Source organism: Pinisolibacter sp. DMC100 (genome assembly GCF_056313705.1).
Map to the genome: position 1 here is coordinate 1,448,642 of NZ_JBQUZT010000001.1, position 22,709 is coordinate 1,471,350.

24 protein-coding genes are annotated in these 22,709 nt (G+C 69.6%); 11 read left to right on the top strand and 13 right to left on the bottom strand.

Annotation, left to right across the window (positions count from 1 at the left end):
- The first annotated feature begins 59 nt into the window (after positions 1 to 59).
- The 3 genes from ACT541_RS06685 (at position 60) to ACT541_RS06695 (ending at position 2,785) form a co-directional block, all read left to right on the top strand.
- Positions 60 to 1,367, top strand: coding sequence for a class I SAM-dependent RNA methyltransferase (locus tag ACT541_RS06685; protein WP_476135281.1), 1,308 nt, complete (start codon positions 60 to 62; stop codon positions 1,365 to 1,367).
- Between the two features lie 178 nt (positions 1,368 to 1,545).
- Positions 1,546 to 2,349 carry a hypothetical protein gene (locus ACT541_RS06690; protein ID WP_476135283.1) on the top strand — a complete coding sequence of 268 codons (804 nt, stop codon included), beginning with the start codon at positions 1,546 to 1,548 and terminating at the stop codon, positions 2,347 to 2,349.
- On the top strand, positions 2,342 to 2,785 hold the full coding sequence (locus tag ACT541_RS06695; protein WP_476135285.1) for a hypothetical protein: 444 nt from the start codon (positions 2,342 to 2,344) through the stop codon (positions 2,783 to 2,785). Before ACT541_RS06690 ends, ACT541_RS06695 begins: the two co-directional genes overlap by 8 nt.
- A 99-nt stretch (positions 2,786 to 2,884) precedes the next feature.
- On the opposite strand, the gene ppdK is transcribed toward ACT541_RS06695, so the two are convergent.
- Positions 2,885 to 5,554, bottom strand: coding sequence for a pyruvate, phosphate dikinase (gene ppdK / locus ACT541_RS06700; RefSeq protein WP_476135287.1), 2,670 nt, complete (start codon positions 5,552 to 5,554; stop codon positions 2,885 to 2,887).
- 387 nt (positions 5,555 to 5,941) lie between these two features.
- Here ppdK and ACT541_RS06705 point away from each other — a divergent pair, with 387 nt between their 5' ends.
- Together ACT541_RS06705 and ACT541_RS06710 are read left to right on the top strand one after the other, a co-directional pair.
- Positions 5,942 to 7,879, top strand: a complete 1,938-nt coding sequence (locus ACT541_RS06705) for a tetratricopeptide repeat protein (RefSeq protein ID WP_476135288.1) — start codon at positions 5,942 to 5,944, stop codon at positions 7,877 to 7,879.
- Complete coding sequence (locus ACT541_RS06710) at positions 7,876 to 8,721, top strand: 4-(cytidine 5'-diphospho)-2-C-methyl-D-erythritol kinase (protein ID WP_476135289.1); 846 nt, start codon at positions 7,876 to 7,878, stop codon at positions 8,719 to 8,721. The genes ACT541_RS06705 and ACT541_RS06710 overlap by 4 nt, the downstream gene beginning before the upstream one ends.
- Before the next feature lie 3 nt (positions 8,722 to 8,724).
- Here the strand turns inward: ACT541_RS06710 and ACT541_RS06715 are convergent, their stop codons facing one another.
- The 4 genes from ACT541_RS06715 to ACT541_RS06730 all read right to left on the bottom strand — a co-directional run bounded on the left by ACT541_RS06715 (position 8,725) and on the right by ACT541_RS06730 (position 11,840).
- Entirely contained in the window at positions 8,725 to 9,882 is a 1,158-nt protein-coding gene (locus tag ACT541_RS06715; RefSeq protein WP_476135291.1) for a glutathionylspermidine synthase family protein, read from the bottom strand.
- On the bottom strand, positions 9,879 to 10,325 hold the full coding sequence (locus tag ACT541_RS06720; RefSeq protein WP_476135293.1) for a hypothetical protein: 447 nt from the start codon (positions 10,323 to 10,325) through the stop codon (positions 9,879 to 9,881). The genes ACT541_RS06715 and ACT541_RS06720 overlap by 4 nt, the downstream gene beginning before the upstream one ends.
- A 1-nt stretch (position 10,326) precedes the next feature.
- Entirely contained in the window at positions 10,327 to 10,731 is a 405-nt protein-coding gene (locus tag ACT541_RS06725) for a DUF350 domain-containing protein (RefSeq protein WP_476135295.1), read from the bottom strand.
- A gap of 89 nt (positions 10,732 to 10,820) precedes the next feature.
- A complete protein-coding gene (locus ACT541_RS06730) occupies positions 10,821 to 11,840 on the bottom strand; it encodes a polyprenyl synthetase family protein (protein ID WP_476135297.1) in 1,020 nt (339 codons plus the stop codon).
- A 240-nt stretch (positions 11,841 to 12,080) separates the two neighbouring features.
- Between ACT541_RS06730 and ACT541_RS06735 the strand changes: the two genes are divergently transcribed.
- From ACT541_RS06735 to ACT541_RS06745, 3 genes are all read left to right on the top strand, one after another.
- Complete coding sequence (locus ACT541_RS06735) at positions 12,081 to 12,314, top strand: putative signal transducing protein (RefSeq protein ID WP_476135298.1); 234 nt, start codon at positions 12,081 to 12,083, stop codon at positions 12,312 to 12,314.
- Positions 12,311 to 13,105, top strand: a complete 795-nt coding sequence (locus tag ACT541_RS06740) for a tRNA1(Val) (adenine(37)-N6)-methyltransferase (RefSeq protein WP_476135299.1) — start codon at positions 12,311 to 12,313, stop codon at positions 13,103 to 13,105. Before ACT541_RS06735 ends, ACT541_RS06740 begins: the two co-directional genes overlap by 4 nt.
- 137 nt (positions 13,106 to 13,242) lie before the next feature.
- The gene (locus tag ACT541_RS06745) at positions 13,243 to 13,593 is read left to right on the top strand and encodes a hypothetical protein (protein ID WP_476135301.1); all 351 of its coding nucleotides are present in this window, start codon (positions 13,243 to 13,245) and stop codon (positions 13,591 to 13,593) included.
- A 448-nt stretch (positions 13,594 to 14,041) separates the two neighbouring features.
- On the opposite strand, the gene ACT541_RS06750 is transcribed toward ACT541_RS06745, so the two are convergent.
- Positions 14,042 to 14,824 carry an SDR family oxidoreductase gene (locus ACT541_RS06750; RefSeq protein ID WP_476135303.1) on the bottom strand — a complete coding sequence of 261 codons (783 nt, stop codon included), beginning with the start codon at positions 14,822 to 14,824 and terminating at the stop codon, positions 14,042 to 14,044.
- On the bottom strand, positions 14,821 to 15,147 hold the full coding sequence (locus tag ACT541_RS06755) for a nuclear transport factor 2 family protein (RefSeq protein WP_476135305.1): 327 nt from the start codon (positions 15,145 to 15,147) through the stop codon (positions 14,821 to 14,823). The genes ACT541_RS06750 and ACT541_RS06755 overlap by 4 nt, the downstream gene beginning before the upstream one ends.
- Before the next feature lie 54 nt (positions 15,148 to 15,201).
- On the opposite strand from ACT541_RS06755, the gene ACT541_RS06760 reads away from it, so the two are divergent.
- Positions 15,202 to 15,621: a winged helix-turn-helix transcriptional regulator gene (locus ACT541_RS06760; protein WP_476135306.1), complete on the top strand. Its 420-nt coding sequence runs from the start codon at positions 15,202 to 15,204 to the stop codon at positions 15,619 to 15,621.
- Between the two features lie 73 nt (positions 15,622 to 15,694).
- On the opposite strand, the gene ACT541_RS06765 is transcribed toward ACT541_RS06760, so the two are convergent.
- Positions 15,695 to 16,153, bottom strand: coding sequence for an Lrp/AsnC family transcriptional regulator (locus ACT541_RS06765; RefSeq protein ID WP_476135308.1), 459 nt, complete (start codon positions 16,151 to 16,153; stop codon positions 15,695 to 15,697).
- Between the two features lie 162 nt (positions 16,154 to 16,315).
- On the opposite strand from ACT541_RS06765, the gene ald reads away from it, so the two are divergent.
- Positions 16,316 to 17,434, top strand: a complete 1,119-nt coding sequence (gene ald / locus ACT541_RS06770) for an alanine dehydrogenase (RefSeq protein WP_476135309.1) — start codon at positions 16,316 to 16,318, stop codon at positions 17,432 to 17,434.
- Positions 17,435 to 17,511: 77 nt separating this feature from the next.
- Here ald and ACT541_RS06775 read toward each other — a convergent pair whose 3' ends face one another.
- The 5 genes from ACT541_RS06775 to ACT541_RS06795 form a co-directional block, all read right to left on the bottom strand.
- Entirely contained in the window at positions 17,512 to 18,036 is a 525-nt protein-coding gene (locus ACT541_RS06775) for a GNAT family N-acetyltransferase (RefSeq protein ID WP_476135311.1), read from the bottom strand.
- Positions 18,033 to 18,668, bottom strand: a complete 636-nt coding sequence (locus ACT541_RS06780; protein WP_476135312.1) for a LysE family translocator — start codon at positions 18,666 to 18,668, stop codon at positions 18,033 to 18,035. Before ACT541_RS06780 ends, ACT541_RS06775 begins: the two co-directional genes overlap by 4 nt.
- 2 nt (positions 18,669 to 18,670) lie before the next feature.
- Positions 18,671 to 19,402, bottom strand: coding sequence for an SCO family protein (locus ACT541_RS06785; RefSeq protein ID WP_476135314.1), 732 nt, complete (start codon positions 19,400 to 19,402; stop codon positions 18,671 to 18,673).
- Positions 19,302 to 21,230 carry a 1-deoxy-D-xylulose-5-phosphate synthase gene (dxs, locus tag ACT541_RS06790; RefSeq protein ID WP_476135316.1) on the bottom strand — a complete coding sequence of 643 codons (1,929 nt, stop codon included), beginning with the start codon at positions 21,228 to 21,230 and terminating at the stop codon, positions 19,302 to 19,304. The genes ACT541_RS06785 and dxs overlap by 101 nt, the downstream gene beginning before the upstream one ends.
- Before the next feature lie 119 nt (positions 21,231 to 21,349).
- The gene (locus ACT541_RS06795) at positions 21,350 to 21,970 is read right to left on the bottom strand and encodes a TetR/AcrR family transcriptional regulator (protein ID WP_476135318.1); all 621 of its coding nucleotides are present in this window, start codon (positions 21,968 to 21,970) and stop codon (positions 21,350 to 21,352) included.
- Between the two features lie 107 nt (positions 21,971 to 22,077).
- Here ACT541_RS06795 and ACT541_RS06800 point away from each other — a divergent pair, with 107 nt between their 5' ends.
- The gene (locus ACT541_RS06800; protein ID WP_476135319.1) at positions 22,078 to 22,530 is read left to right on the top strand and encodes a MaoC family dehydratase; all 453 of its coding nucleotides are present in this window, start codon (positions 22,078 to 22,080) and stop codon (positions 22,528 to 22,530) included.
- Positions 22,531 to 22,709: the final 179 nt, after the last annotated feature.

Below are 22,709 nucleotides of genomic sequence, written 5' to 3' on the forward strand. Positions count from 1 at the left end.
CGCTAATCGTCGCCACTTCGTGCAAAAGGGCGCCCGTGACATTCGAGGACGATACCCCCGTGAACGCCTCTGCGCCCCGCGACGACCGGCTGACCGTCGCCATATCGGACATCGCCCACAAGGGCGACGGCCTCGCCGTCTTCGAGACGGAAGCGGGCGAGAAGAAGCTCTTCGTCGGCGGTGCGCTGCCGGGCGAGACGGTGGCGATCGTCGTCGACGGCGAGGGCCCGACCGAGCGCGGCCGAGTCGTCGAGGTGCTGACGCCGAGCCCCGACCGAGTCGAACCGGCCTGTCCGGTCTTCGCCGCCTGCGGCGGCTGCTCGCTGCAGCATTGGGACCAGACGCCCTATCTCGCCTGGAAGCGGGCGCAGGTGCGCGCCGCCTTCGCCGATCGCGGCCTCGAACCGGAAGTCGCCGAGACCATCGCCACCGGCCCCGCCTCGCGCCGCCGCGCGGTGATCGCGGTGCAGCGCCGCACCGGCGCCCCGGCGGTCGGCTTCCGCGCCCGGCTGTCGCACGGCGTCGTCGACGCCTCCGCCTGCCTCGTCGTGTCGCCGCGCATCCGCGCCGCCATGCCGAAGCTCGCCAAGATGTCCCATCTCCTGACCTTCGGCGCCAAGGGCGCGGTCTTCACGGTGATCGACACCGAGACCGGCCTCGACGTCTCCGCCGGCGACGCGACGCTCGCCCCCGAACGCCGCCAGCAGGCGATCGCGCTGGCCCTCGAACTCGGCTTCGCCCGTTTCGCGATCGAGCGCGAGATCGTCGTCGAGGCGACGCCGCCGGTCGTCCGTTTCGGCGCCATCCCGGTGATGCCCCAGCCCGGCGCCTTCCTCCAGGCGGTGCCGGAGGCCGAAGAGGCCATGGCGAAGCTGGTGGAGAAGGCGATCGACGAGGCGCTCGCCACCCGCCCGAAGCGCGCCAAGGGCCCGGCCCGCGTCGCCGATCTCTTCGCCGGCTGCGGCACCTTCGCGCTGCGCCTCGCCCGCAAGGTCCAGGTCCACGCCGTGGAGAGCGAGCGCTCGGCGCTGGACAGCCTCTCCTTCGCCGCCCGCCACGCCCAGGGCCTGAAGCCGGTGACGGTCGAGGTGCGCGATCTCTATCGCCGCCCGCTGATGGGCAAGGAACTGGCCTTCGACGCGGTGGTGATCGACCCGCCGCGCGACGGCGCCGCACCGCAGTTCAAGGAACTGGCGAAGTCGTCGGTGCCGGTGATCGTGGCGGTCTCCTGCAACCCGGCGACGCTCGCCCGCGACGCCCGCTATCTGATCGACGCCGGCTGGACCATGGGCGAGGTCACCCCCATCGACCAGTTCCTGTGGACGCATCACGTCGAGGCGGTGGTGGTCTTCACGCGCAAGGCGTGAGGGGGAGGGGGATTTCGTTCTCCATGATGCCCGGCGCTGCGATGACAGGCCGAACCTCCCCGCGTGACTGGCTGACGACATTGCGCTTTCCAGGTTTGCCGGGCATATCTCGAAGGTTGATCTCCCGTATTTGAAGTCGCGTCATGATGGTGTCTGCCGATTGGTTCGGAGACGACACATGGACAGCGTCGAACGTGGGCGAGTTCTGCGGGAACGAGATATTCGGAACAGGTGGCTGCGATCGGAGCTCCTCGGGCAACGGGTCGAACTGGCCTTTCTCCGTTTCGTTCTGCTTCATCGCAAATACGCGCCTTCGCAACCGCGCATCCCAGCCGGGCAACCGGGCGCCGGTCGTTGGACCGACGGATCGGGATATGGCGACGGCCTCGTGCGGGTCGCGCAGAACGGGCCGTTTCGGCCTTCGCTTCAACTCCGGACGACGCGGCTCACCGGACGTCCGCTCGTCGGAACGGAAGGCGAGATCACCGAACTCGCGGTCACGCGCATGCAGGCGGATGCGGCGGTCGCCGCCGTCAGGCGGTTCGATCGCGATTGGCGACCGACCTGGCGAGACAGCCTGACGGAAACGATCCGAGGCGAGATTGCCGCCGATCGGTATCGCCTGGATGCGGCTTTGACACGCCTGCGCGAACTCGGCGACCCCGACGTCCGCGGCGAAGCGCTGCAACAGTGCCTGATGCGCGACGGCGCCCTGATCGGCGAGCGATTTCGCAACTCCGACGGCAACATCCGGACGGTCGACCGCGATACGTTTCTCGATGTCGGGGCGCGGTTGTTGGGTGGCGCGAAGCGGGAGGTGTACAATCCCAATTATCCGAATCCGCAATTCACCCGCCGGGACGAGACGGTGATCGGCATTCGCCACAGCCCTTGGTCCGACGTGACGATCGAGGTCCTGCACGGCGATGGTCTGATCAGTCGAAACACCAAGATCCATTTCCGGGGAGACGGACATGAGTGACGTCGACATCACATCGGCCATCGAGACCTTCGTCCGGGAATGGCTCTATTATCTGAGCATAGACCATATAGGGATCGGCCTCGGCGGCATCGCCGAGACCGGGCGATTGGACCATCACCTCGAGGGGGAGGATCTCGTCGCCTTTGTTCACGGGGTGATCTTCGGCCTCGCCAACGGGGGAATGACGCCACAGGACGACCGCTTCGTGACGCCGGACAACCCGTTCGGCCTCGTCCATTTCGGTGCCGACACGCCGCGCGAGATCGCCGACGGCGTCGTCGCAGACTGGGTCGCGTCGGGCATGCCGGATCCCGACTGGGGCGTGTGGCGCATGAACACGGCGGAGCAGCGCGCCAGTCTCGCCCAATCGGCGGCGGACTGTTCCGAGTACTTCGAACGATGGAAGCGGTCGATTCCGGGGAATGGGAACGAATGACACCGCGTCGGACGACGCGCCTCCGACGCGCCGTCCGAGCAAAAATAGAAAGGCCCCCTCGCGGGGGCCTCTCTTCGTCTCAAACGACCGATCGGGGTCTCACCCCTTGGCGTGCAGCAACGCCGCCTGGGCCGCCGCGAGCCTCGCGATCGGCACGCGGAAGGGCGAGCAGGAGACGTAGTCGAGGCCGACCGACTCGCAGAAGCGCACCGAGGCCGGGTCGCCGCCGTGCTCTCCGCAGATGCCGAGCTTGATGTTCGGGCGCGTCTTGCGCCCGCGCTCCGCCGCCAGCTCGATCATCGAACCGACGCCCTCCTTGTCGATGGTGACGAAGGGGTCGTGCTCGAGGAAGCCGCCGCGCAGGTAGGTGTTCAGGAACTTCGAGGCGTCGTCGCGCGACAGGCCGAAGGTCGTCTGCGTCAGGTCGTTGGTGCCGAAGGAGAAGAACTCCGCGACTTCCGCGATCTTGTCGGCGGTGATCGCCGCACGCGGCAGCTCGATCATCGTGCCGACGTGATAGTCGAGCGCGACGCCGGTCTTCTCCGCCACTTCCTTCGCCACGGCGTCGATGCGCGCCTTGACGAAGTCGAGCTCCGACTTGATGCCGACCAGCGGCACCATGATCTCGGGCACCACGTGTTCGCCGGTCTCCTTGGCGGCCTGGATCGCCGCCTCGAAGATCGCCCGGACCTGCATCTCGTAGATCTCGGGATAGGAGATGGCGAGACGCACGCCGCGATGGCCGAGCATCGGGTTGAACTCGTGCAGCGCCTCGGCCCGCTCCTTGAGCTTGGCCGCCGGCACGCCCATGGCGGCGGAGACCTCGGCGATCTCCTCGTCGGTCTTGGGCAGGAACTCGTGCAGCGGCGGGTCGAGCAGACGGATCGTCACGGGAAGCCCGTGCATGATCTCGAACAGCGCGACGAAGTCGGCGCGCTGCATCGGCAGCAGCTTCGCCAGCGCCTCGCGCCGCTCCTTCTCGGTGTCGGCGAGGATCATCTCGCGCACCGCGACGATGCGGCCCTCGTCGAAGAACATGTGCTCGGTCCGGCACAGACCGATGCCTTCGGCGCCGAAGGACCGGGCGACCTTGGCGTCGGCCGGGGTCTCGGCATTGGCGCGCACCCCCATGCGACGGACCTCGTCGGCCCAGCCCATCAGGGTGGCGAAGTCGCCGGAGAGTTCCGGCCGCTGCATGGGAACCTGACCGACGAGCACCTGACCGGCGGCGCCGTCGATGGTGATCTTGTCGCCGCGACGCAGGGTGACGCCGTCGGCGGTCATCGTGCCGGCGTGATAGTCGATGCGGATCGAGCCGGCACCGGAGACGCAGGGCTTGCCCATGCCGCGGGCGACGACCGCCGCGTGGCTGGTCATGCCGCCGCGGGTGGTCAGGATGCCCTCCGAGGCATGCATGCCGTGGATGTCTTCCGGGCTCGTCTCGACGCGCACCAGCACGACCTTGCGGCCGGCCTGGGTGGCGGCTTCGGCCTCTTCCGAGGTGAAGACGATCTCGCCGCAGGCCGCCCCCGGCGAGGCCGGCAGACCGTGGGCGAAGAGCTTGCGTTCCGCCTTCGGGTCGATGGTCGGATGCAGCAGCTGGTCGAGCCCGGCCGCATCGATCCGGCCGATCGCCTCCTTCGGCGTGATCAGGCCTTCGGCCACCATGTCGACCGCCATCTTCAGCGCCGCCTTGGTGGTGCGCTTGCCGATTCGGCACTGGAGCATCCACAGCTTGCCGCGTTCGACGGTGAACTCGACGTCCTGCATGTCGCGGTAGTGCTTCTCGAGCCGTTCGCAGATGGCGACGAACTCGGCATAGGCGGCCGGCATCACCGTCTCGAGGCTCGGCTTGTCGGAACCCGCCTCGAGGCGCGCCGCCTCGGTCAGGTTCTGCGGCGTGCGGATGCCGGCGACCACGTCCTCGCCCTGGGCGTTGACCAGGAATTCGCCGTAGAGCCGCTTGTCGCCGGTCGACGGATTGCGCGAGAAGGCGACGCCGGTCGCCGAGGTCTCGCCCATGTTGCCGAAGACCATGGCCTGGACGTTGACCGCCGTGCCCCAGCTCTCCGGAATGTCGTGGAGCCGGCGATAGGTGATGGCGCGGGCGTTCATCCAACTGCCGAAGACGGCGCCGATCGCGCCCCACAGCTGCTCGCGCGGATCCTGCGGGAAGGGCTTCTCGGTCTCGCGCTCGACCAGCGCCTTGTAGGAGACGATGACCTTCTTCCAGTCGTCGGCCGTCAGGTCGGTGTCGAGGACGTAGCCGTTCAGCTCCTTGTACTCCTCGAGGATCTCCTCGAACTCGTGATGCTCGAGGTCGAGCACGACGTTGGAATACATCTGGATGAAGCGGCGATAGCTGTCCCAGGCGAAGCGGGCGTCGCCCGCCACCGTCTCCAGCGCCGTGACCGTCGTGTCGTTGAGGCCGAGGTTGAGGACCGTGTCCATCATGCCCGGCATCGAGGCGCGGGCGCCGGAGCGCACCGAGACGAGGAGCGGGTCGGCGAGATCGCCGAATCGCTTGCCGGTGATCGCGCTCATGCGATCGAGCGCGGCGTCGACCTGGGCCGCCAGTTCGGCCGGGTAGGTGCGACCGCCGGCGTAGAACGCGGTGCAGACCTCGGTCGTGATGGTGAAGCCGGGCGGCACCGGGATGCCGAGGTTGGACATTTCCGCCAGATTGGCGCCCTTGCCACCGAGCAGCGCCTTCATCTCAGCCGTTCCGTCGGCCGAACCGCCGCCGAACGAGTACACCCACTTCGTCATTAGGACCACTCCCGTCTCCGTCCCCGAGTGAACGTGGGCCCTCTCCGACGGTCCTCGGCGATCCTCGATGCTTTGCATCCGGTTACCCCCCGACGCAAGTCCCAAGTCGCACGAATGGCGAAACGTCGCGTCGGGATCGGCACGTCTCTTGCCCGAATAATCCACCGAAACGTCGCGGTTCGGGTCGCCGGGGCGAAAGCTGCTTCACATCGCGGCGGGAAAAGGCCATTCTCGCCCGGCCGCAGGAACCGGCCGGACGCGTCTCGGGAAAGCCACATCCCTCGGTCATCTTTCAGTCTCCCGGTCCCCGCTCCCGGCGTGTCGGATCGTATCGCCAGTCAAGGACGCGAGCCCGCGCTCGCGGGAAATCGAAAGAGTTTCATGCGCATGTCGTCCGGCACCGTCATCCTCCGCGCCGTCTCGGGTCTTCGTCGTGCCCGGTCTCGGGCGGCTCTCGCCGGCCTCGCGCTGGTTCTCTCCGGCGCTCTCGCCGAAGCCGCGCAGGGCGAACCGGACTTCCTGTCGATCCAGACGCCGCCGACGCTGGCCGGCTCCTATCTCGCCGGCCGCTTCGCCGGCCAGTCGCGCGACGTGACCGCCGCCGCCACCTATCTCGACAACGCGCTGGCGCTCGATCCCGGCAATCTGGCGCTCGCCGAGCGCACCTTCCAACTGCTGCTCGCCGACGGGCGGATGGCCGAGGCCGTCGGCCTTGCCGAGGGGCTGGTGCGCACCAGCCGCCAGCATCCGCTCGCCCGTCTCGTCCTCGGCGTCGACGCGCTGAAGCGCGGCCGCTGGGACCGGGTGAAGTCCAATCTCGGCGCCATCCAGCCGCGCCCGCTCTCCGATCTGACCGTCGCCGTCCTGACCGGCTGGGCCGAGAGCGGCCGCGGCGACTTCCCCGGTGCCGCCCGGGTGGTCGACAAGGTCGGTGGCCTCGACTGGTACGGCGTCTTCAAGAACTACCACGTCGGCCTGATGGCCGATCGCGCCGGCAAGACCGACGAGGCGACGAAGCGGCTGAAGACCGCCTTCGAGGCCGATCGCAACGCGCTGCGCATCGTCGAGGCCTGGGCGCGCCACCTCGCCCGCATCGGCCGCAGGGACGACGCGCTGGCGGTGCTCTCCGAATTCGCGACCAAGGTGCCGGATCACCCGGTGATGACCGCGCTGCGCGCCGACATCGAGGCCGGCCGCAAACCGGCGGCGATGATCACGACGCCGCAGGCCGGCGCCGCAGAATTCCTCTACGGCATCGGGTCGGCGCTGGCGCGCGACGGCGGCGAGGACATCGCCGCGATGTATCTCCAGCTGGCGCTGTGGCTCGATCCCACGGCCGAACTGCCGCTCGTCTCGCTCGCCGGCCTCGAGGGCCAGATGAAGCAGTACGAGAAGGCGATCGCCCTGCTCGAGCGCATCCCCGACGCTTCGCGTCTGCGTCCGGTCGCCGACATCCAGGTCGGCCGCTACTACACGCTGTTGTCGAACCACGCCGAGGCGACGCGTCACCTCGAAGCGGTGATCAAGCGCACGCCAAAGGACCTCGAGGCGATCGTCGCGCTCGGCGACGTGCTGCGCGCCGCCAAGAACTTCGAGGAAGCCGCCAAGGTCTATACCCGCGCCATCGACCTGATCGACAAGCCGTCGAAGAACGACTGGTCGTTCTTCTACTATCGCGGCATCGCCTACGAGCGCACCAAGCAGTGGCCGAAGGCCGAGGCCGACTTCTACAAGGCGCTCGAACTGATGCCGAACGAGCCGCACGTGCTCAACTATCTCGGCTATTCGTGGATCGACATGGGGATCAATCTCGACAAGGGATTGGACCTGGTGAAGAAGGCGGTCGAGCTGAAGTCCGACGACGGCTACATCGTCGACAGTCTCGCCTGGGCCTATTTCAAGCTCGGCCGTTACGACGAGGCGGTGGCCGAGCTCGAGAAGGCGATCCTGCTGAAGCCCGACGATCCGGTCATCAACGACCATCTCGGAGATGCCTATTGGAAGGTCGGCCGCACGCTCGAGGCGACGTTCCAGTGGCGCCACGCCCTCGACATGAAGCCGGAGCCCGACGACAAGGCGAAGATCGAGGCCAAGCTGAAGAACGGCTGGATCGACGACGCCGCCTCGCGCCCCGCCAAGGCCGCCGATGCCGCGTCGGCGCCCGCTGCTCCGGCGCCTGCCGCCGCTGCGCCGGCACCCGACGCCGCCACGCCCGCCCCGGCTGCCCCCGCCGCTCCCGCTCCCGCCGCCACGACGCCGGCGGCTCCGGCGCCCGAAGCCCCGGCGCCCGCCGCCCCCGCGACGCCGGCACCGGAAGCCAAGTGACGGCCCCGGCCGCCGCGCCGGAACGGGAAGGCTCCGCTTCGATCGCGGTCGAGGCGGCGCCCGCCAAGGTCAATCTGGCGCTGCACGTCACCGGCCGTCGCGCCGACGGCTATCACCTGCTCGACACGCTGGTCGTCCACGGCGGCTGGTCGGATACCGTCTCGGCCGCCCGCGCCGCGGGCACCGGCGCGCGCGCGTCGCTGGCGATCGACGGCCCCCACGCGGCGGGTCTCTCGGCCGGCGACGACAATCTCGTCCTGCGCGCCGCCCGCCTCCTCGCCGACGAGGCCGCCCGCCTCGGCCGACCGGTCTTCCCGGTCGATCTGCGGCTGGAGAAGCATCTGCCGGTCGCCTCGGGCGTCGGTGGCGGCTCGTCCGACGCGGCGGCGACGCTGCGTCTGCTCGATCGGCTCTGGGGCCTCGACCTCGGCCGCGAGCGTCTGGCGGCGCTTTCCCTGCCGCTCGGCGCCGACGTGCCGATGTGCGTGATCGGCGAACCGCTGCGTGCCCGCGGCATCGGCGACGAGATCGCGCCGATCGCGCCCCTGCCGCCCTTCCGGCTGGAACTCGCCAACCCCGGCGTGCCGGTCTCGACGCCGGCGGTCTTCCGCGCGCTCGCCTCCCGCGAGAACCCGCCGCTGCCGCCGCTCCCCGAGCGCTTCGCCGATGTCCATGACCTCGTCGCCTGGCTCGGTACGACCCGCAACGACCTCGAGGCGGCGGCGATCTCCATCGCTCCGCCGATCGCCGAGACGCTGGCGGAGATGCGCGCCCGCCCCGGCTGCCTCTTCGCCCGCATGTCGGGCTCGGGGGCGACCTGTTTCGGGATCTTCGCGGCCTGACGGTCAGTCGAGGATGACGTGGGGCAGGAACCACGCCCGGTCTGTGGTGACCGGCGAGACGTCCTCGCGGATCCCCATGCCGGCGGCCTCATTGCCCACCACCCAGGAGCCGATCACCGGGAAACGCTCGCCGAAGCGCGGCAGCGGCGCCAGCGCCTGCCGCACCCATCCCTCCGCGCCGTAGCCGCCGGCCGGTCCCTCCGCGCGGGTGGCCCCGTCGACGAGGCGGACGTCGGCGCCCTCGCGCGAGAACAGCGGCTTGCGGGCGTAACGATCGCCGAGGATGCGCGACTTCGGATCGTCCTCGAAGAAGGTCGGCAGCAGGTTGGGGTGGCCCGGCGCCATCTCCCAGAGCAGCGCGAGCATGCCCTTGTTCGACAGGATCAGCTTCCACGGCGGCTCGAAGAAGCGCGTGCGCCCGACCGCCTCCGAGCGGCCGAATTCGTCGGCGAAGGCCCATTCCCACGGGTAGAGCTTGAACAGCAGATCGATCGGCATCGCCCGTCGGTCGACGAGGCGGAAACCGTCGTGGCCGACGTCGCCCATGTCGAGGCCGATCGTCTCGATGCCGGCGAGACCGGCGCAATGCTCGAGATAGTCGGTCGTGCCGGAATCCTCGCGGCTGTCGCGCATGCAGGCGAGATGCAGCGGTCCGGCCCCGGCGATGGTGCGCCAGCGTTCGACCAGTTTCTCGTGCAGCGAGTTGAACTGGTCGGCCTCCTCCGGCAGCGCCCCGCGCGCCACCATGTCCTCGAGCCACTGCCACTGCACGACGGCCGCCTCGAGCAGCCCGGTCGGCGTGTCGGCGTTGTATTCGAGGAGCTTCGGCGGGCCCGCGCCGTCCCAGGAGAAGTCGAAACGGCCGTAGAGCGAGGGATCGCCCCGCCGTCGGCTCTCGGCGATCGGACCCCAGGCGTGTTCCGGGATCTTCAGCCGCGCGAGCGCCGCCTCGTCGCGCACCACGCGGTCGACCAACTCGTCGCACAGCGCCGCCAGTTCCTCGGTCGCCGCCTCCGGTCCCTGCTCGATCTGGTCGAGGGTGAAGAGGTAGCGCGCGCTCTCGTCCCAATAGGGCTCGCCGTCGATGGTGGCGAAGTCGAAGCCGATCGCGGCGAAACGCGTCGCCGCATCGGGCCTGACGGGCGAGGACTCGCGCCTCATGATCCGCCTCCGTGGAAGGCGGCGCCGGTCTTGCCGAAGCCGCCGAAATGAACCGAGGACGACGGCGTCGACGTCGAGACGTGCGTCACCGCGTTCGACGAACGCGAGAACGACGACCAACTCCAATAGTGCCAGCCGCCGCCGCTCGAACGGCTCGTCGCGTGGGACGCCTCGTCCTTGCGGTCGCGGCATTCGGGCTCGGCCGCGGCCATCGGGTCGCTCGGGTCGCAGTTCGGCATGGCGGAAAACCAGCCGCTGTCCCAGGCATAGGCGGAGATCGCCGTCGCCGCCGTCACGCCGAGCGCGATGCGGCGGATGCGCCGTCGCCCCGGGGGCTCGGGCGGGGCGGCCTCCTGCATGACCGGCGGCTGTGCGACGCCGCGGCGGCCGAACGCCTTGCGCGGCGGTCGCCCGTCCGGGGGAGGGGTGGTGCGCCTCGCCATCTCACGGGCTCATGCAGGCGGCGGAGACGAGGCCGACGGCGATCGACACCGCCGCGACCCAGACGCCGGCCGAGAGCACGTTGCGCTCGATCGCATCCGGCAGATCGTGATGGAAGAGCCGCGCCACCAGATAGGCGACGACCTGCGTCACCACGGCGACCAGGCCCCACACGGCGAATTCGGCGATCGATCGGGCATTGTGGATCGCCGCCGAGGCCGCCAGCGCGTAGCCGACGAGGCTGCCGCCGAAGGCGATCGCCGCCGTGGCGTTGCGTTCGCCGACGATGAGATGGAACTCGCGATGCGACGTCAGCCGCGTGTAGATCGCCCCGAACAACAGGCCGTAGACCAGCGCGCCGACGAAATAGGCGAAGAAGGAGACGAGATTCGCGATCAGGTCGGGCACGGCTTCGCCTCGCGTCGATGGGACGCGAGAAGAGTAGGGGCGGCGGCGACCCGATTCAATCGGCCGCCGGCACGCCTTTCGTCATGGGCTCAGTGCACCCGGCTGATGCAGAAATCCACCACTTCGACCAATGCCCGCTTGTGGGCGCCGTCCTTGAAGGGTGCGAGCGCGTCCTTGGCCATGGCGCCGTAGTGACGGGCGCGTTCGACCGTCGTGGCGATGGCGTCGTGCTTCTTCAGCAGTTCGATGGCGCTCTCGAGATCGCCCTCGACCGCGCCGCCGTCCTGCAGGCAGCGCTTCCAGAAGGCACGGTCCTCGTCCGAGCCGCGGCGATAGGCGAGCACGACGGGAAGTGTGATCTTGCCTTCGCGGAAGTCGTCGCCGACGTTCTTGCCGAGCTGGGCGGAGGAACCGCCGTAGTCGAGCGCGTCGTCGACCAGCTGGAAGGCGAGGCCGAGATTGGTGCCGTAGGAGCGGAAGGCGGCCTCGGCGTCGCGGCCCGAGCCGGCGATGATCGGTCCGACCTCGGCCGCGGCCGAGAACAGCGCGGCGGTCTTGGCGCGGATGACGGCGAGATATTCGTCCTCGGTCGTCGCCATGTTCTTGGCGGCGGCGAGCTGCATCACCTCGCCCTCGGCGATGATCGCGGCGGCGTCCGACAGCACGCCCAGCGCCTGCATCGAGCCGACCTCGACCATGACGCGGAAGGCCTGGCCGAGCAGGAAGTCGCCGACCAGCACGCTCGCCTGGTTGCCCCACAGCTTGCGCGCGGCGAGCTTGCCGCGCCGCATGTCGCTCTCGTCGACGACGTCGTCGTGCAGCAGCGTCGCGGTGTGCATGAACTCGACCGCCATGGCGAGCTTGACGTGGCCGTCGCCCGAATGGCCGCACATCTGGGCCGCGGCGAGCGTCAGCATCGGCCGGAGCCGCTTGCCGCCCGACGAGATCAGGTGGTTGGCGACCTCCGGGATCATCGTCACGTCGGAGCCGGCCTTCGACAGGATCAGCGCGTTGACGCGGTCCATGTCGGCGGCCACCAGCCGCACCAGCGGTTCGACCGATGCTTCCGGACGCTTCTTGCCGTCCTCGAGAGAAACCACGACGCCCACCACCGACACCTCGTCATCGACCGACAGATCGGTCCCAAATCCCTCGAGGGGCGTAGCATCCCCCTCCGGCGCCGTCGATACCAGAAGGCAAGACGGCCTCGAATCTCTTTCGCGCCGACGTTTTCACGTCGCGGTCGGAGAATAGGCAACCGCCGCCGCCGCCTCAAGTCGTGCTCTGGGCGGGCGTAGGCTTGCCCCCGTCCGCCGCAGGGCCTAGGCAGGAGGGGAGGGAGGCGAGCCATGCGCGAAATCGTCAGGAGCAACGATCCGGTTCTGATCTCGGCGGTCGAGGCGCTGCTCGCCGGCATCGACGTGCCGGTGCTGGTGGCCGACGCCGCGATCTCCACCCTCGAAGGGGCGATCGGCGCCTTCCCGCGCCGCCTCCTCGTCGCCGACGAGGACGAGGCGACCGCCCGCCGCCTGCTCGTCGAAGCCGGCCTCGGCGGCGAACTGGTGGCCGAGAACCGCCGATGACCGCGCCGACGACCGGGCCCGCGACCACGCTCGACCGTTTCCACGACGGCCGCGTCGTGATCGAACAGCCGGCGAAGGGCCGCCACCGCGCCGGCCTCGACGCCGTGCTGCTCGCTGCCCTGGTGCCGAGCGCTGCGACCGGCCGTCTCGTCGATCTCGGCGCCGGCGTCGGCACCGCGGGGCTCCTCGCCGCCGCCCGCGCGCCCGGCCTCGCCGTCGTCCTCGCCGAACGCGACGAGGAAGCGGCGACGCTCGCCCGCGCCAATGCGTCGCGGGGGGAGAACGCCGCCTTCGGCGCCCGTGTCACCGTCGCGACCGTCGACGTGCTGCGCCGGGGCGCGATCCGCGACGCCGCGCTGCCGCGCGAGAGCTTCGACCGGGTGATCGTCAACCCGCCCTTCTTCGCCCCCGGCAGCGTCCGCCCCTCGCCCGACGCGCGCCGTGCCGCCGCCCATGTCTTCGCCGAGGGCACGCTCGCCGACTGGATGCGCGTCGCCGCTTCGGTGCTCGCGCCGAAGGGCCGGCTCGGCCTGATCTTCCGCGGCGACGGGCTCGACGAGATTCTCACGGCCCTTTCCGGCCGCTTCGGTGACGTCGCCGTCCGCCCCGTCCACCCGCGCGCCGACGCCCCCGCCCATCGCCTGCTGGTGACGGCGACCAAGGGCTCGCGGGCGCGGCCGTCGATCCTGCCGGGGCTGGTGCTCCACCCCGCCGGCTCCGATCTCTATCTGCCGGAGGCCGACGCGATCCTGCGCGGCCGGGCGGATCTCGCGGGCGGCGAGGTCGGCTGACGCGATCGACGGGGCGGGTCGCCGCACCGCGACGGGTTTCGTCGGAGTGTTGCCGCGAAGTGGTTTCCAGCCCGCGCCGCCTCGTCTAACGTGCGCCTCGCCGTCGCTCGGACGGCTCGTGCATTCGGAGTTTCGTCATGCGCCTTCTCGCCCCGATCTTCGCCCTCGCTCTCGCCGCCTCCGCCGCTCCGGCGTTCGCCGACAGCTATTCGGGCGCCTCGTCGGTCGCCGGCGGTCGCAGCGCGGCCTGCGCCGGCGTCACGCCGATGAACGCCAACGTCTCGGGCGGCTCGATCGAGCTGATCGGCTACGCCTACGAAGGCTCGGGCGAGCGCGCCTCGGGCACGGTCAAGTCGGACGGCTCCTTCACCGCGGTGATGGCCTCGCCCAAGGGCGACGTCCACTTCGCCGGCAAGGTGACGTCCCGCAACGTTGCCGGCACCTGGAAGGGCCCGGACTGCTGGGGCTCGGTCGACCTGAACCGCTGAGGCGGGGTGGCGTTCGGTCCGGCGGGCAGCCGCGCGGCGGCGCCTGCCGGCGGCGTTCGGGCGGGGAGGTGGACGTGATCTGTGCGTTTTGAATGCATGTATCATGCATTTTAATGGATATGGATGGATGTCTTCTCGCCGGGGGGATGGGAGATCTCGGGGACCGTCCGTATCCGATCCGAAGCGGCCACTTGGCCGGGCGCGTATCGACTTGAAGCGATCGCCGGGCTGGAGACAGGCCGACGCCCACACGCCTCCGCCCCACCCGCAATCTCGGAAGGGGCGTGGGGGCTGCGACCGCGTCCGATGCACTCCGGCGACTTGCGACACGAGGTGACGTCGCGACCACCCACCGCAATTCGGTGGGTGGCTTCGTCGACGACTGCGGGCACGGCGGGCAGAAACGGCGGGGCGTGTCGATCCGGGACCGGCGGCTGCGCGCGGCCCGTCACACGGTCGGGACCGTGCCGCCGTCGATGACGAACTCACTGCCGGTGATCGCACCGGCGCGCGAGGACACGAGAAAGGCGACGAGATCGGCGACCTCCCGGGGTTTCGCCGGCCGCCCGAGGGGAATGCCGCCGAGCGAGTTCATGATGATCTGTTTGCCGCCGGCGTAGTCGGTTCCCGCCTGCTCGGCGAGACGTTCGGTCAAGGCGACCGCCGCTGCCGTTTCCACCCAGCCCGGTGACACCCTCACCACTCGGACGCCCTTCGGCGACACCTCTTTCGACAGGCTCTTGCTGTAGGTCGAGAGAGCCGCCTTCGCCGCAGCATAGGCCGTGGTCGACTCCGGCAACGGCAGTCTTCCCTGAATGGACGTGACATGGACGACGACACCGGAGCCCTGTGCGATCATCGAGGGCAACAGGGCTCGGTCGAGGCGAACCGCCGTCATCAGATTGAGGTTCAGTTCGCGCATCCACACGTCGTCGTCGAGGACGGAGAAGCCACCGGCCGGGGCGGTCGAACCACCCACGACATTGACGACGATGTCCACACCGCCGAGCTGCTCGAGGGCGAAGCTCGCGACCTTTGCACACCCTTCCGCGGTTGCGACATCGGCGGCGATGTAGTGGAGATCCGGGGGCGAGATCTCGGGTACGCTGCGTGCCGTGGTGACGATCCGGGCGCCGGCTTCCCGCAGCACTTCGACGATGGCCGCACCGACGCCCTGGGTCCCCCCGGTCACCAGGGCTCGGCGCCCCTGCAGATCGAGATCATGGCTCATGGGACGATCTCCAGTCGCGCGATGGCACCGGCTTCGAGGACGAAGGCATGGCGCAGGTCGAGGGGGCTGCCTGGAAAGTCGCCGGAGACGCGGCAGGTCACGATGACGCGACCGCCCTCTTCGACGACGGCCATCGGCTCGGCGACGGCGTGGTATTTCGTCGAGACTTCGGTCTTCCACGCCTCGATTGCCACGCGACCGACGTGGTTCCTTCGTTCATCGACGACGACGGCATCTTCGGTGAAGCAGCGCGCGGTGGCCGCACCGTCTTTTCCCTCCGCAGCAAAATAGTCGGCGATCGGTTTCGGTAGATCCGTGGCCATTACCCATCTCCCAAGTGCATTGCACCTCGAGAGAGTTGGCCCTATCCTGAGATAATGACAAGTACGCACGAAAAAGTCAGGTACTCACCTGAAGGTAAGCCGCACGGCCATACCCGCGAGACCGCAGCGGAAGGCGTCGAACAGGCGCTGAAGCTCATCGAGGGACGTTGGAAGCTGGTGATCCTGTTTCACCTGTTCGGCGGCCGCACGCTGCGCTTCTCGGATCTCGAACGGGCGATCCCGGCGATCTCCCAGAAGATGCTCGTCCAGCAGCTCCGGCAGATGGAGAAGGACGACATCGTGCACCGCATCGTGCACCATCAGGTGCCGCCGAAGGTCGAGTACCGCTTGACCGAGTGGGGGCAGGCCCTCTGTCCGGCTCTCGACGCCCTGCTGACCTGGGCTGCTCTCCGCAAGGAAGCCCCGGCTCCGGCAGTTTCGTCTTCTCATCCGGACCCGGATGATCCTGCCTGATGAGCGCGAGGCCGCAATCGGCGCGATGAGGACAGTGACCTCCGGCGAGCGTTCGCGGCCACTCGATCCCCCCTCACACCGGCACCCGCGTCGTCCGCTTCACCGTGCGCAGCGTCAATTGCGACTGCACGCGCACCACGCCGGGCAGGCGCGTCAGCACTTCCGAATGCAGGCGCTCGAGGTCGGCCATGTCGCGGAAGATCACCCTGAGCAGATAGTCCGACTGGCCGGCCAGCAGATGGCACTCCTGGATCTGCGAGACGAGCCGCACCTTCGCCTCGAAGGCGTCGAGGCGGGCGCGGTCCTGGCTGTCGAGGGTGATCGAGACATAGGCGGTGCCGGCGAAACCCGCCGTCTTCTGGTCGATCACCAGATGGGTGCCCGCCACCAGCCCGCTCCCCATCAAGAGGTTCACCCGCCTCAGACAGGCGGATTGCGACAGGTGCACGCGCTCGGCCAGCTCGGCATTGGTCAGCCGGCCGTCGCCTTGCAGCTCGCTCAGAATCTGGCGGTCACGATCGTCCAACAACATGGCCGCATGATATTCGACGATTTCCGTGATTAAAACAATTTCCTGTCTTATCGAATGGATTGAAATCCAAAGTCCGGCGAAAAATTGCGTGGGATCGCGCGCATGATCGACAGATTATTCGGCTCGGGAAGGCCGGTGCCGATCCGGTTCGGGAGATGGACAATGCGCATCGGAGTTCCTCGCGAGATCAAAGACCATGAAGACCGCGTCGGTCTGGTGCCGGCGTCGGTCGCCGAACTGGTGGCGCACGGTCATTCCGTGCTGATCGAGAAGGGGGCCGGCAAGGGAGCCGGCATCGCCGATCGCGACTACGTCAAGGCCGGTGCCAGAATCGTCGACGACGTCGACGCCGTCTGGGGCGAGGCCGAGATGATCATCAAGGTCAAGGAGCCGCTGGCCGTCGAGCGCAAGAAGCTGCGCGCCGATCACCTGCTCTTCACCTACCTTCACCTCGCACCCGATCCGGCCCAGACCCGCGATCTCGTCGATTCGGGTGCCACCTGCATCGCCTACGAGACGGTGACCTCGCCGACCGGCGGCCTGCCGCTCCTCACCCCGATGTCGGAAGTCGCCGGCCGCATGGCCGCTCAGGTCGGTGCCCATGCGCTCGAGAACGCCTCCAAGGGCCGCGGCATCCTGATGGGCGGCGTCCCCGGCGTCGCGCCGGCCAAGGTCGTCGTCCTCGGCGGCGGCGTCTCCGGCACCCATGCCACCACCATCGCCCTCGGCATGGGCGCCGACGTCACCGTGGTCGACCGCTCGCTCGACGTGCTGCGTCGCCTGACCCAGCAGTTCGGCGCCCGCGTCAAGACCGCCGCCTCGACCCGCGAGACCGTCGCCGAGCTCGTCGCCGGCGCCGACCTCGTCATCGGCACCGTGCTGATCCCCGGCGCCGCCGCGCCGAAGCTGATCACCCGGCCGATGCTCAAGACCATGAAGCGCGGTTCGGTCATCGTCGACGTGGCGATCGACCAGGGCGGCTGCGCCGAGACCTCGCGTGCCACGACCCATTCCAAGCCGACCTACGTGGTCGACGGCGTCGTGCACTACTGTGTCGCCAACATGCCGGGCGGCGTCGCCCGCACCTCGACCTTCGCGCTCAACAACGCGACCCTGCCCTTCGCCCTGGCGCTCGCCGACAAGGGCTGGCGCAAGGCGATCGCCGAGGACCCGCATCTGGCCGCCGGCCTCAACGTCTGTGCCGGCCGCGTCACCTACGCCGCCGTCGCCGAGGCGCTGGGCTACGACCTGCTGCCGCTGAGCAAGGCGCTGGCCGCCTGATCGAGCAGCTCGATCGACCCGGAAAGATTGACCCCCCCGCGTCGGCGACGGCGCGGGGGTTCTGTTTGTCGGGCTTCTCAGCCGGCGACGCGCTCGAGGAGATCGATCGCCCGGCCGTGCCGCAGGGCCTCGCCGTAACGGCGGTAGCCGAGGCGGGTGGCGAGGGCGAGCGAGGCGGCGTTGTCGGGCTCGATCATGCAGACGCTGCGCGATGCGCCCGACCGGCCATCGAAGTCGGCGACGGCCGCCGCCATCGCCTCGTGGGCGAGGCCGCGGCCACGATGTTCGGGGCGCAACGTCCACATCGCCTCGGCGGCATCGTCGAAGCCGGGGCCGATGCCGCGCTCGAACCGAGCGAAACCGGCCTCGCCGAGGATCGCGCCGCTCGCGGCCTCCGTCACCAGCCACGGCGCGAAGCCGAAGACGGCGCGATGGCCGACGAGGCGCAGCAGGCGCGCCCAGGCGCCCTCGCGGTCGAGCACCGGCACGCGGGCCGGCCCGTCGGTCGGCGGCAGCCACAGGAGCCCGTAGCCGTCGAGATCGTCGGGGCGATGGGGACGCAGGATCAGCCGTTCGGTCGTGATCGTCTCGGGCGTGCTCATGTCAGCCGCGCCAGCAGCTTCGGCACGGCCTCCCACAGGGTGGAGATCGCGAAGAGGCAGAAGAGCGCGCCGGTCACCCGCACGATGGTGACGGCGTGCGACAGATAGAGCCGCCGCATGAAGCCGGTGCCGACCACCCAGGCGAGGATGGCGTCGCCGGCGAGGAAGCCGACGAGGGAGGCGGCGAAGAGCCAGGGCATGGCGGCGAAGGTCAGTGCCTCGGTGCGGCCGGCGAAGAGCGCCGTGTACATGGCGAGCGCCACCGGGTAGCTCTTCGGATTGGTGAGCCCGAAGGCGATGCCGCGCATCCACGGTCGATCGCCGATCAGATCGTCGGCACCTTCGGCCGAGCGCGAGCGCACGCCCTTGAGGCCGAGATGGCCGAGATAGAGGCCGCAGGCCAGCGCCACCAGCTCGAACAGCAGCGGATCGAACACCTTGGCCCCGACCAGCGCGGTGATGGCGAGCGTGCACCACAGCGTGTCGCCGGCGAGGTGGCCGAAGAGGAACTGCAGCGCCGGCCGTCGTCCCTTGGCGGCGCCGATGCCGACCAGTGCCAGCACGGCGGGGCCGGGCGAGACCACGTAGAGGCAGCCGGCGACGGCGGCGGAGAGGAGGGCTGCGAGATCCATCGTCAGGGCATCGCCAGCAGGCGGCGGATCTTCACGAGCGCCTTCGTCGCCTCTTCCTGGTAGTTGATCATGCCGACGAAGCGGCCGTGACCATCGAGCAGGTAGACGGCGGCGGTGTGGTCCATGGTGTATTCGCCGTCCTTGCCGTCGACCTTGCGGGCGAAGACGCGGTAGGCCTTGATGATCCGATCGATCTCGGCGCGCGGGCCCGACAGGCCGACGAAGCGCGGATCGAAGCTCTTCAGATAGTCCTCGAGCTTCGCCGGCGTGTCGCGCTCGGGATCGACGGTGACGAAGACCACCTTGATCCGGTCGGCGTCGGCGCCGAGTTCCTTCATCCAGCCCTCGGCCTCGATCAGCGTGGTCGGGCAGACGTCGGGGCAGAAGGTGTAGCCGAAGAACAGCAGCGTCGGATGACCCTGCAGCGACGCCTGGGTGTAGGGCTGGCCCTTCTGGTCGACGAGGTCGAAGGGGCCGCCGATGCCGGCGATCGGCTCGAGCTTCGCGGCGTCGCCCGCCGGCTTGGTGGCGACCGGTTCGCGCAGCGCGACGAAGACGCCGAGGCCGATCACCAGCACGGCGATCAGCACCCACAGGGCGTGACGCAGGACGCGCAGCAGTGCCGTCTGGCCCTCAGGCGAGGCGGGCCGGTTCGCTGCCCGCGACTTCCGCCCGTCCGAGCGCTTCGAAGGCCCGCCGGACGATGCCGGAGGCGTCGATTCCGATCGCGGCATGGGTCTTCTCCGGGTCGCCGTGGTCGAGGAACTGGTCGGGCATGGTCAGGGCGCGGACGCGCAGGCCGCCGTCGAGCAGGCCCTCTTCGGCGAGGAAGTGCAGGACGTGGCTGCCGAAGCCGCCGACGGCGCCTTCCTCGACGGTGATCAGCACCCGGTGGCCGAGCGCCAGGCGGCGGACGAGGTCGCGGTCGAGCGGCTTCATGAAGCGCGCGTCGGCGACGGTGGTCGAGAGCCCCTGCGCCTCGAGCCGTTCGGCCGCCTCGAGCGCGGCGGAGAGCCGGGTGCCGAGCGACAGGATGGCGACCTTGTCGCCCTCGCGCAGGATCCGCCCCTTGCCGATCTCCAGCACCTCGCCGCGGCTCGGCAGCTCGACGCCGACGCCCTCGCCGCGCGGGAAGCGGAAGGCCGAGGGCCGGTCGTCGATCGAGGCGGCGGTCGCCACCATGTGGACGAGTTCGGCCTCGTCGGCCGGCGCCATCACCACCATGTTGGGCAGGCAGCCGAGGAAGGCGAGGTCGTAGGACCCGGCATGGGTCGCCCCGTCGGCGCCGACGAAGCCGGCCCGGTCGATGGCGAAGCGCACCGGCAGCGACTGCAGCGCCACGTCGTGCGCCACCTGGTCGAAACCGCGCTGCAGGAAGGTCGAATAGATGGCACAGAACGGCTTGTAGCCGTCGGCGGCGAGACCGGCCGAGAAGGTCACGGCATGCTGCTCGGCGATGCCGACGTCGAACATGCGGTGCGGGAAGGCCTCGCCGAAGATGTCGAGGCCGGTGCCCGACGGCATGGCGGCGGTGATGCCGAGGATCTTGTCGTCGCGCCCGGCCTCGTCGACCAGGGCGTTGGCGAAGACCTTGGTGTAGGACGGCGCGTTGGCCTTGGGCTTGTCCTGCTTGCCGGTGACGACGTCGAAACGTCCGACGCCGTGATACTTGTCGGCCGCGGCTTCCGCCGGGGCGTAGCCCTTGCCCTTGCGGGTGACGACGTGGACGAGGATCGGCCCTTCCTTGGCGTCGCGCACGTTGCGCAGCACCGGCAGGAGGTGGTCGAGATTGTGCCCGTCGATCGGCCCGACGTAGTAGAAGCCCATCTCCTCGAACAGCGTGCCGCCCATGGCGAGGCCGCGGGCGAATTCCTCCGCCCGCTTGGCGCCCACTTCCATGAACTTCGGCAGGCGACGGGTGATCTGCTTGCCGATGTCGCGCAGCTGCATGAAGGTCCGCGACGAGACGAGTCGCGCCAGATAGGCGCTCATCGCGCCGGTCGGCGGGGCGATCGACATGTCGTTGTCGTTGAGCACGACGATCAGCCGTTCGTCGCGCGCCCCGGCGTTGTTCATCGCCTCGTAGGCCATGCCCGCCGACATCGAGCCGTCGCCGATCACGGCGACGACGGCATTGTCGCGTCCGTCGAGGTCGCGCGCCGCGGCGAAGCCGAGCGCCGCCGAGATCGAGGTCGAGGAATGGGCCGCGCCGAACGGGTCGTAGGGGCTCTCCTCGCGCTTGGTGAAGCCGGAGAGACCGCCGGGCTGGCGCAGCGTGCGGATGCGGTCGCGCCGCCCCGTCAGGATCTTGTGCGGGTAGGTCTGGTGGCCGACGTCCCAGATCAGCACGTCGCGCGGCGTGTCGAAGACGTGATGCAGCGCCACCGTCAGCTCGACCACGCCGAGGCCGGCGCCGAGATGGCCGCCGGTCTGCGACACCGCGTCGATGGTCTCGGCACGCACCTCGTCGGCCAGCTGCTTGAGCTTGGCGTCGGGGAGCCTGCGGAGATCCTCGGGGGTGGCGATCGTGTCGAGGAGCGGGGTCAGGGGGGGCTGCGGCAAAATCGAGTCTCTCGAAATCGAAACCACCTGCGCGGGTTCGCCGTCTCGGCCGTCACGCGTCCGTCCCTCGGGTCGAGGGTCTTCGGTCATCGATACATGAGCCGCCGCCGGGCTGCAAATCACCCTTTCGCGGGGGCGCCGTCCGCCGCGCGCAGGGCGGGCGCGGCGTCGCCGTCACCCGCATGGGGGCCGAGCGCCGCGCGTGCCGCCATCAGAACCGCGTCCGACCGCGCCGGATCGGTCTTCGCGAGTGCCCGCGCGATCACCTGGGCTCCGACCGCGAGCGCGGCGAGACGCAGCGCTTCCGCCGCCCGCGCGCCCGGCTCGAGGTCGTCGTCGAGCCCGGCCGCGATCGCCTCGACCAGGCTCGCCGTCCCTTCGGCCAGCGCCTCGCGCACCTCGTCGGCGCCGGCGAGCGAGGTGCCGGCGAAGGCGACCAGCGGGCAGCCGTCCTCGGGCCGGTCGCGGTGGGTGCGGGAAAGATAGCCGCGCAAATATCCGTGAAGACCCTTCGCCGCGATCCGCGCGCGGCCTTCCGCGAAGGCGGTCGTCACCGCTTCGGCCGCCAACGCCTCCTTCGAGGCGAAGTGGCCGTAGAAGCCGCCGTGGGTGAGCCCCGCCGCCCGGGTGATCTCGCCGACCCCGACGGCCGCCAGTCCGCGCGCCCGGAACAGTCGGCTCGCCGCCGCCACGATCGCCGCGCGATGGGACGCCGCCGTCTCCCGCGATACCCGCGCCATGCCCGCCTCCGTCGCGAAGGGATATTGATGATGGCCATCATCGATGCTTGAATAGATGACGACGATCATCATAAACCGCATCGAGCGGTGGGAAAAGGGAGAAGGCCGTGAACGACCACTATCTGGAGGATTGCGCCGTCGGTCAGACCTGGACGACCGGGTCGGTCACGCTCGATGCCGAGGCGATCAAGGCCTTCGCCCGCGCCTACGACCTGCAGCCCTTCCACCTCGACGAGGAGGCGGCGAAGGCGACCTTCTTCCGCGGACTGGCGGCCTCAGGCTGGCAGGTGGCGGCGCTGTCGATGCGGCTCCTGACCGAAGACGGCGTCCCCTTCGCCTGGGGCATCGTCGGCGCCGGCGGCGAGATCTCCTGGCCGCGCCCGACCCGTCCCGGCGACACGCTGACGGTCCACACCGAGATCGTCGAGGTGACGCGTTCCAAGTCGCGCCCCGACCGCGGCATCGTCACGGTCCGCAACGAGACCCGCAATCAGGCGGGCGAGGTGGTGCAGATCCTGAAGGCCAATCTGGTCGTCCCGGCCCGGGGAGGGCAGGGGTGAGGTCGCGCGTCGGCGCCGTCGACCTGCTCGGCCTCTTGCAGAGGCCCTTCATGCTGAGGTGCCCGGCGAAGCCGGGCCTCGAAGCGCGAAGGGCCGAGTGGCGAGGCCCGTCGACGACTTCGCCCTTCGAGGCTCGCTGCGCTCGCACCTCAGGGTGAAGTCGAACAGCAGGCAGCGAA

Coding starts and splice junctions, on each gene's coding strand:
- ACT541_RS06690 (WP_476135283.1), top strand. CDS start 1,546: ATGGACAGCGTCGAACGTGGGCGAGTTCTGCGGGAACGAGATATTCGG.
- ACT541_RS06695 (WP_476135285.1), top strand. CDS start 2,342: ATGAGTGACGTCGACATCACATCGGCCATCGAGACCTTCGTCCGGGAA.
- ppdK (WP_476135287.1), bottom strand. CDS start 5,554: ATGACGAAGTGGGTGTACTCGTTCGGCGGCGGTTCGGCCGACGGAACG.
- ACT541_RS06705 (WP_476135288.1), top strand. CDS start 5,942: ATGTCGTCCGGCACCGTCATCCTCCGCGCCGTCTCGGGTCTTCGTCGT.
- ACT541_RS06715 (WP_476135291.1), bottom strand. CDS start 9,882: ATGAGGCGCGAGTCCTCGCCCGTCAGGCCCGATGCGGCGACGCGTTTC.
- ACT541_RS06720 (WP_476135293.1), bottom strand. CDS start 10,325: ATGGCGAGGCGCACCACCCCTCCCCCGGACGGGCGACCGCCGCGCAAG.
- ACT541_RS06735 (WP_476135298.1), top strand. CDS start 12,081: ATGCGCGAAATCGTCAGGAGCAACGATCCGGTTCTGATCTCGGCGGTC.
- ACT541_RS06740 (WP_476135299.1), top strand. CDS start 12,311: ATGACCGCGCCGACGACCGGGCCCGCGACCACGCTCGACCGTTTCCAC.
- ACT541_RS06745 (WP_476135301.1), top strand. CDS start 13,243: ATGCGCCTTCTCGCCCCGATCTTCGCCCTCGCTCTCGCCGCCTCCGCC.
- ACT541_RS06750 (WP_476135303.1), bottom strand. CDS start 14,824: ATGAGCCATGATCTCGATCTGCAGGGGCGCCGAGCCCTGGTGACCGGG.
- ACT541_RS06755 (WP_476135305.1), bottom strand. CDS start 15,147: ATGGCCACGGATCTACCGAAACCGATCGCCGACTATTTTGCTGCGGAG.
- ACT541_RS06760 (WP_476135306.1), top strand. CDS start 15,202: ATGACAAGTACGCACGAAAAAGTCAGGTACTCACCTGAAGGTAAGCCG.
- ACT541_RS06765 (WP_476135308.1), bottom strand. CDS start 16,153: ATGTTGTTGGACGATCGTGACCGCCAGATTCTGAGCGAGCTGCAAGGC.
- ald (WP_476135309.1), top strand. CDS start 16,316: ATGCGCATCGGAGTTCCTCGCGAGATCAAAGACCATGAAGACCGCGTC.
- ACT541_RS06775 (WP_476135311.1), bottom strand. CDS start 18,036: ATGAGCACGCCCGAGACGATCACGACCGAACGGCTGATCCTGCGTCCC.
- ACT541_RS06780 (WP_476135312.1), bottom strand. CDS start 18,668: ATGGATCTCGCAGCCCTCCTCTCCGCCGCCGTCGCCGGCTGCCTCTAC.
- ACT541_RS06785 (WP_476135314.1), bottom strand. CDS start 19,402: ATGCCGCGATCGGAATCGACGCCTCCGGCATCGTCCGGCGGGCCTTCG.
- ACT541_RS06795 (WP_476135318.1), bottom strand. CDS start 21,970: ATGGCGCGGGTATCGCGGGAGACGGCGGCGTCCCATCGCGCGGCGATC.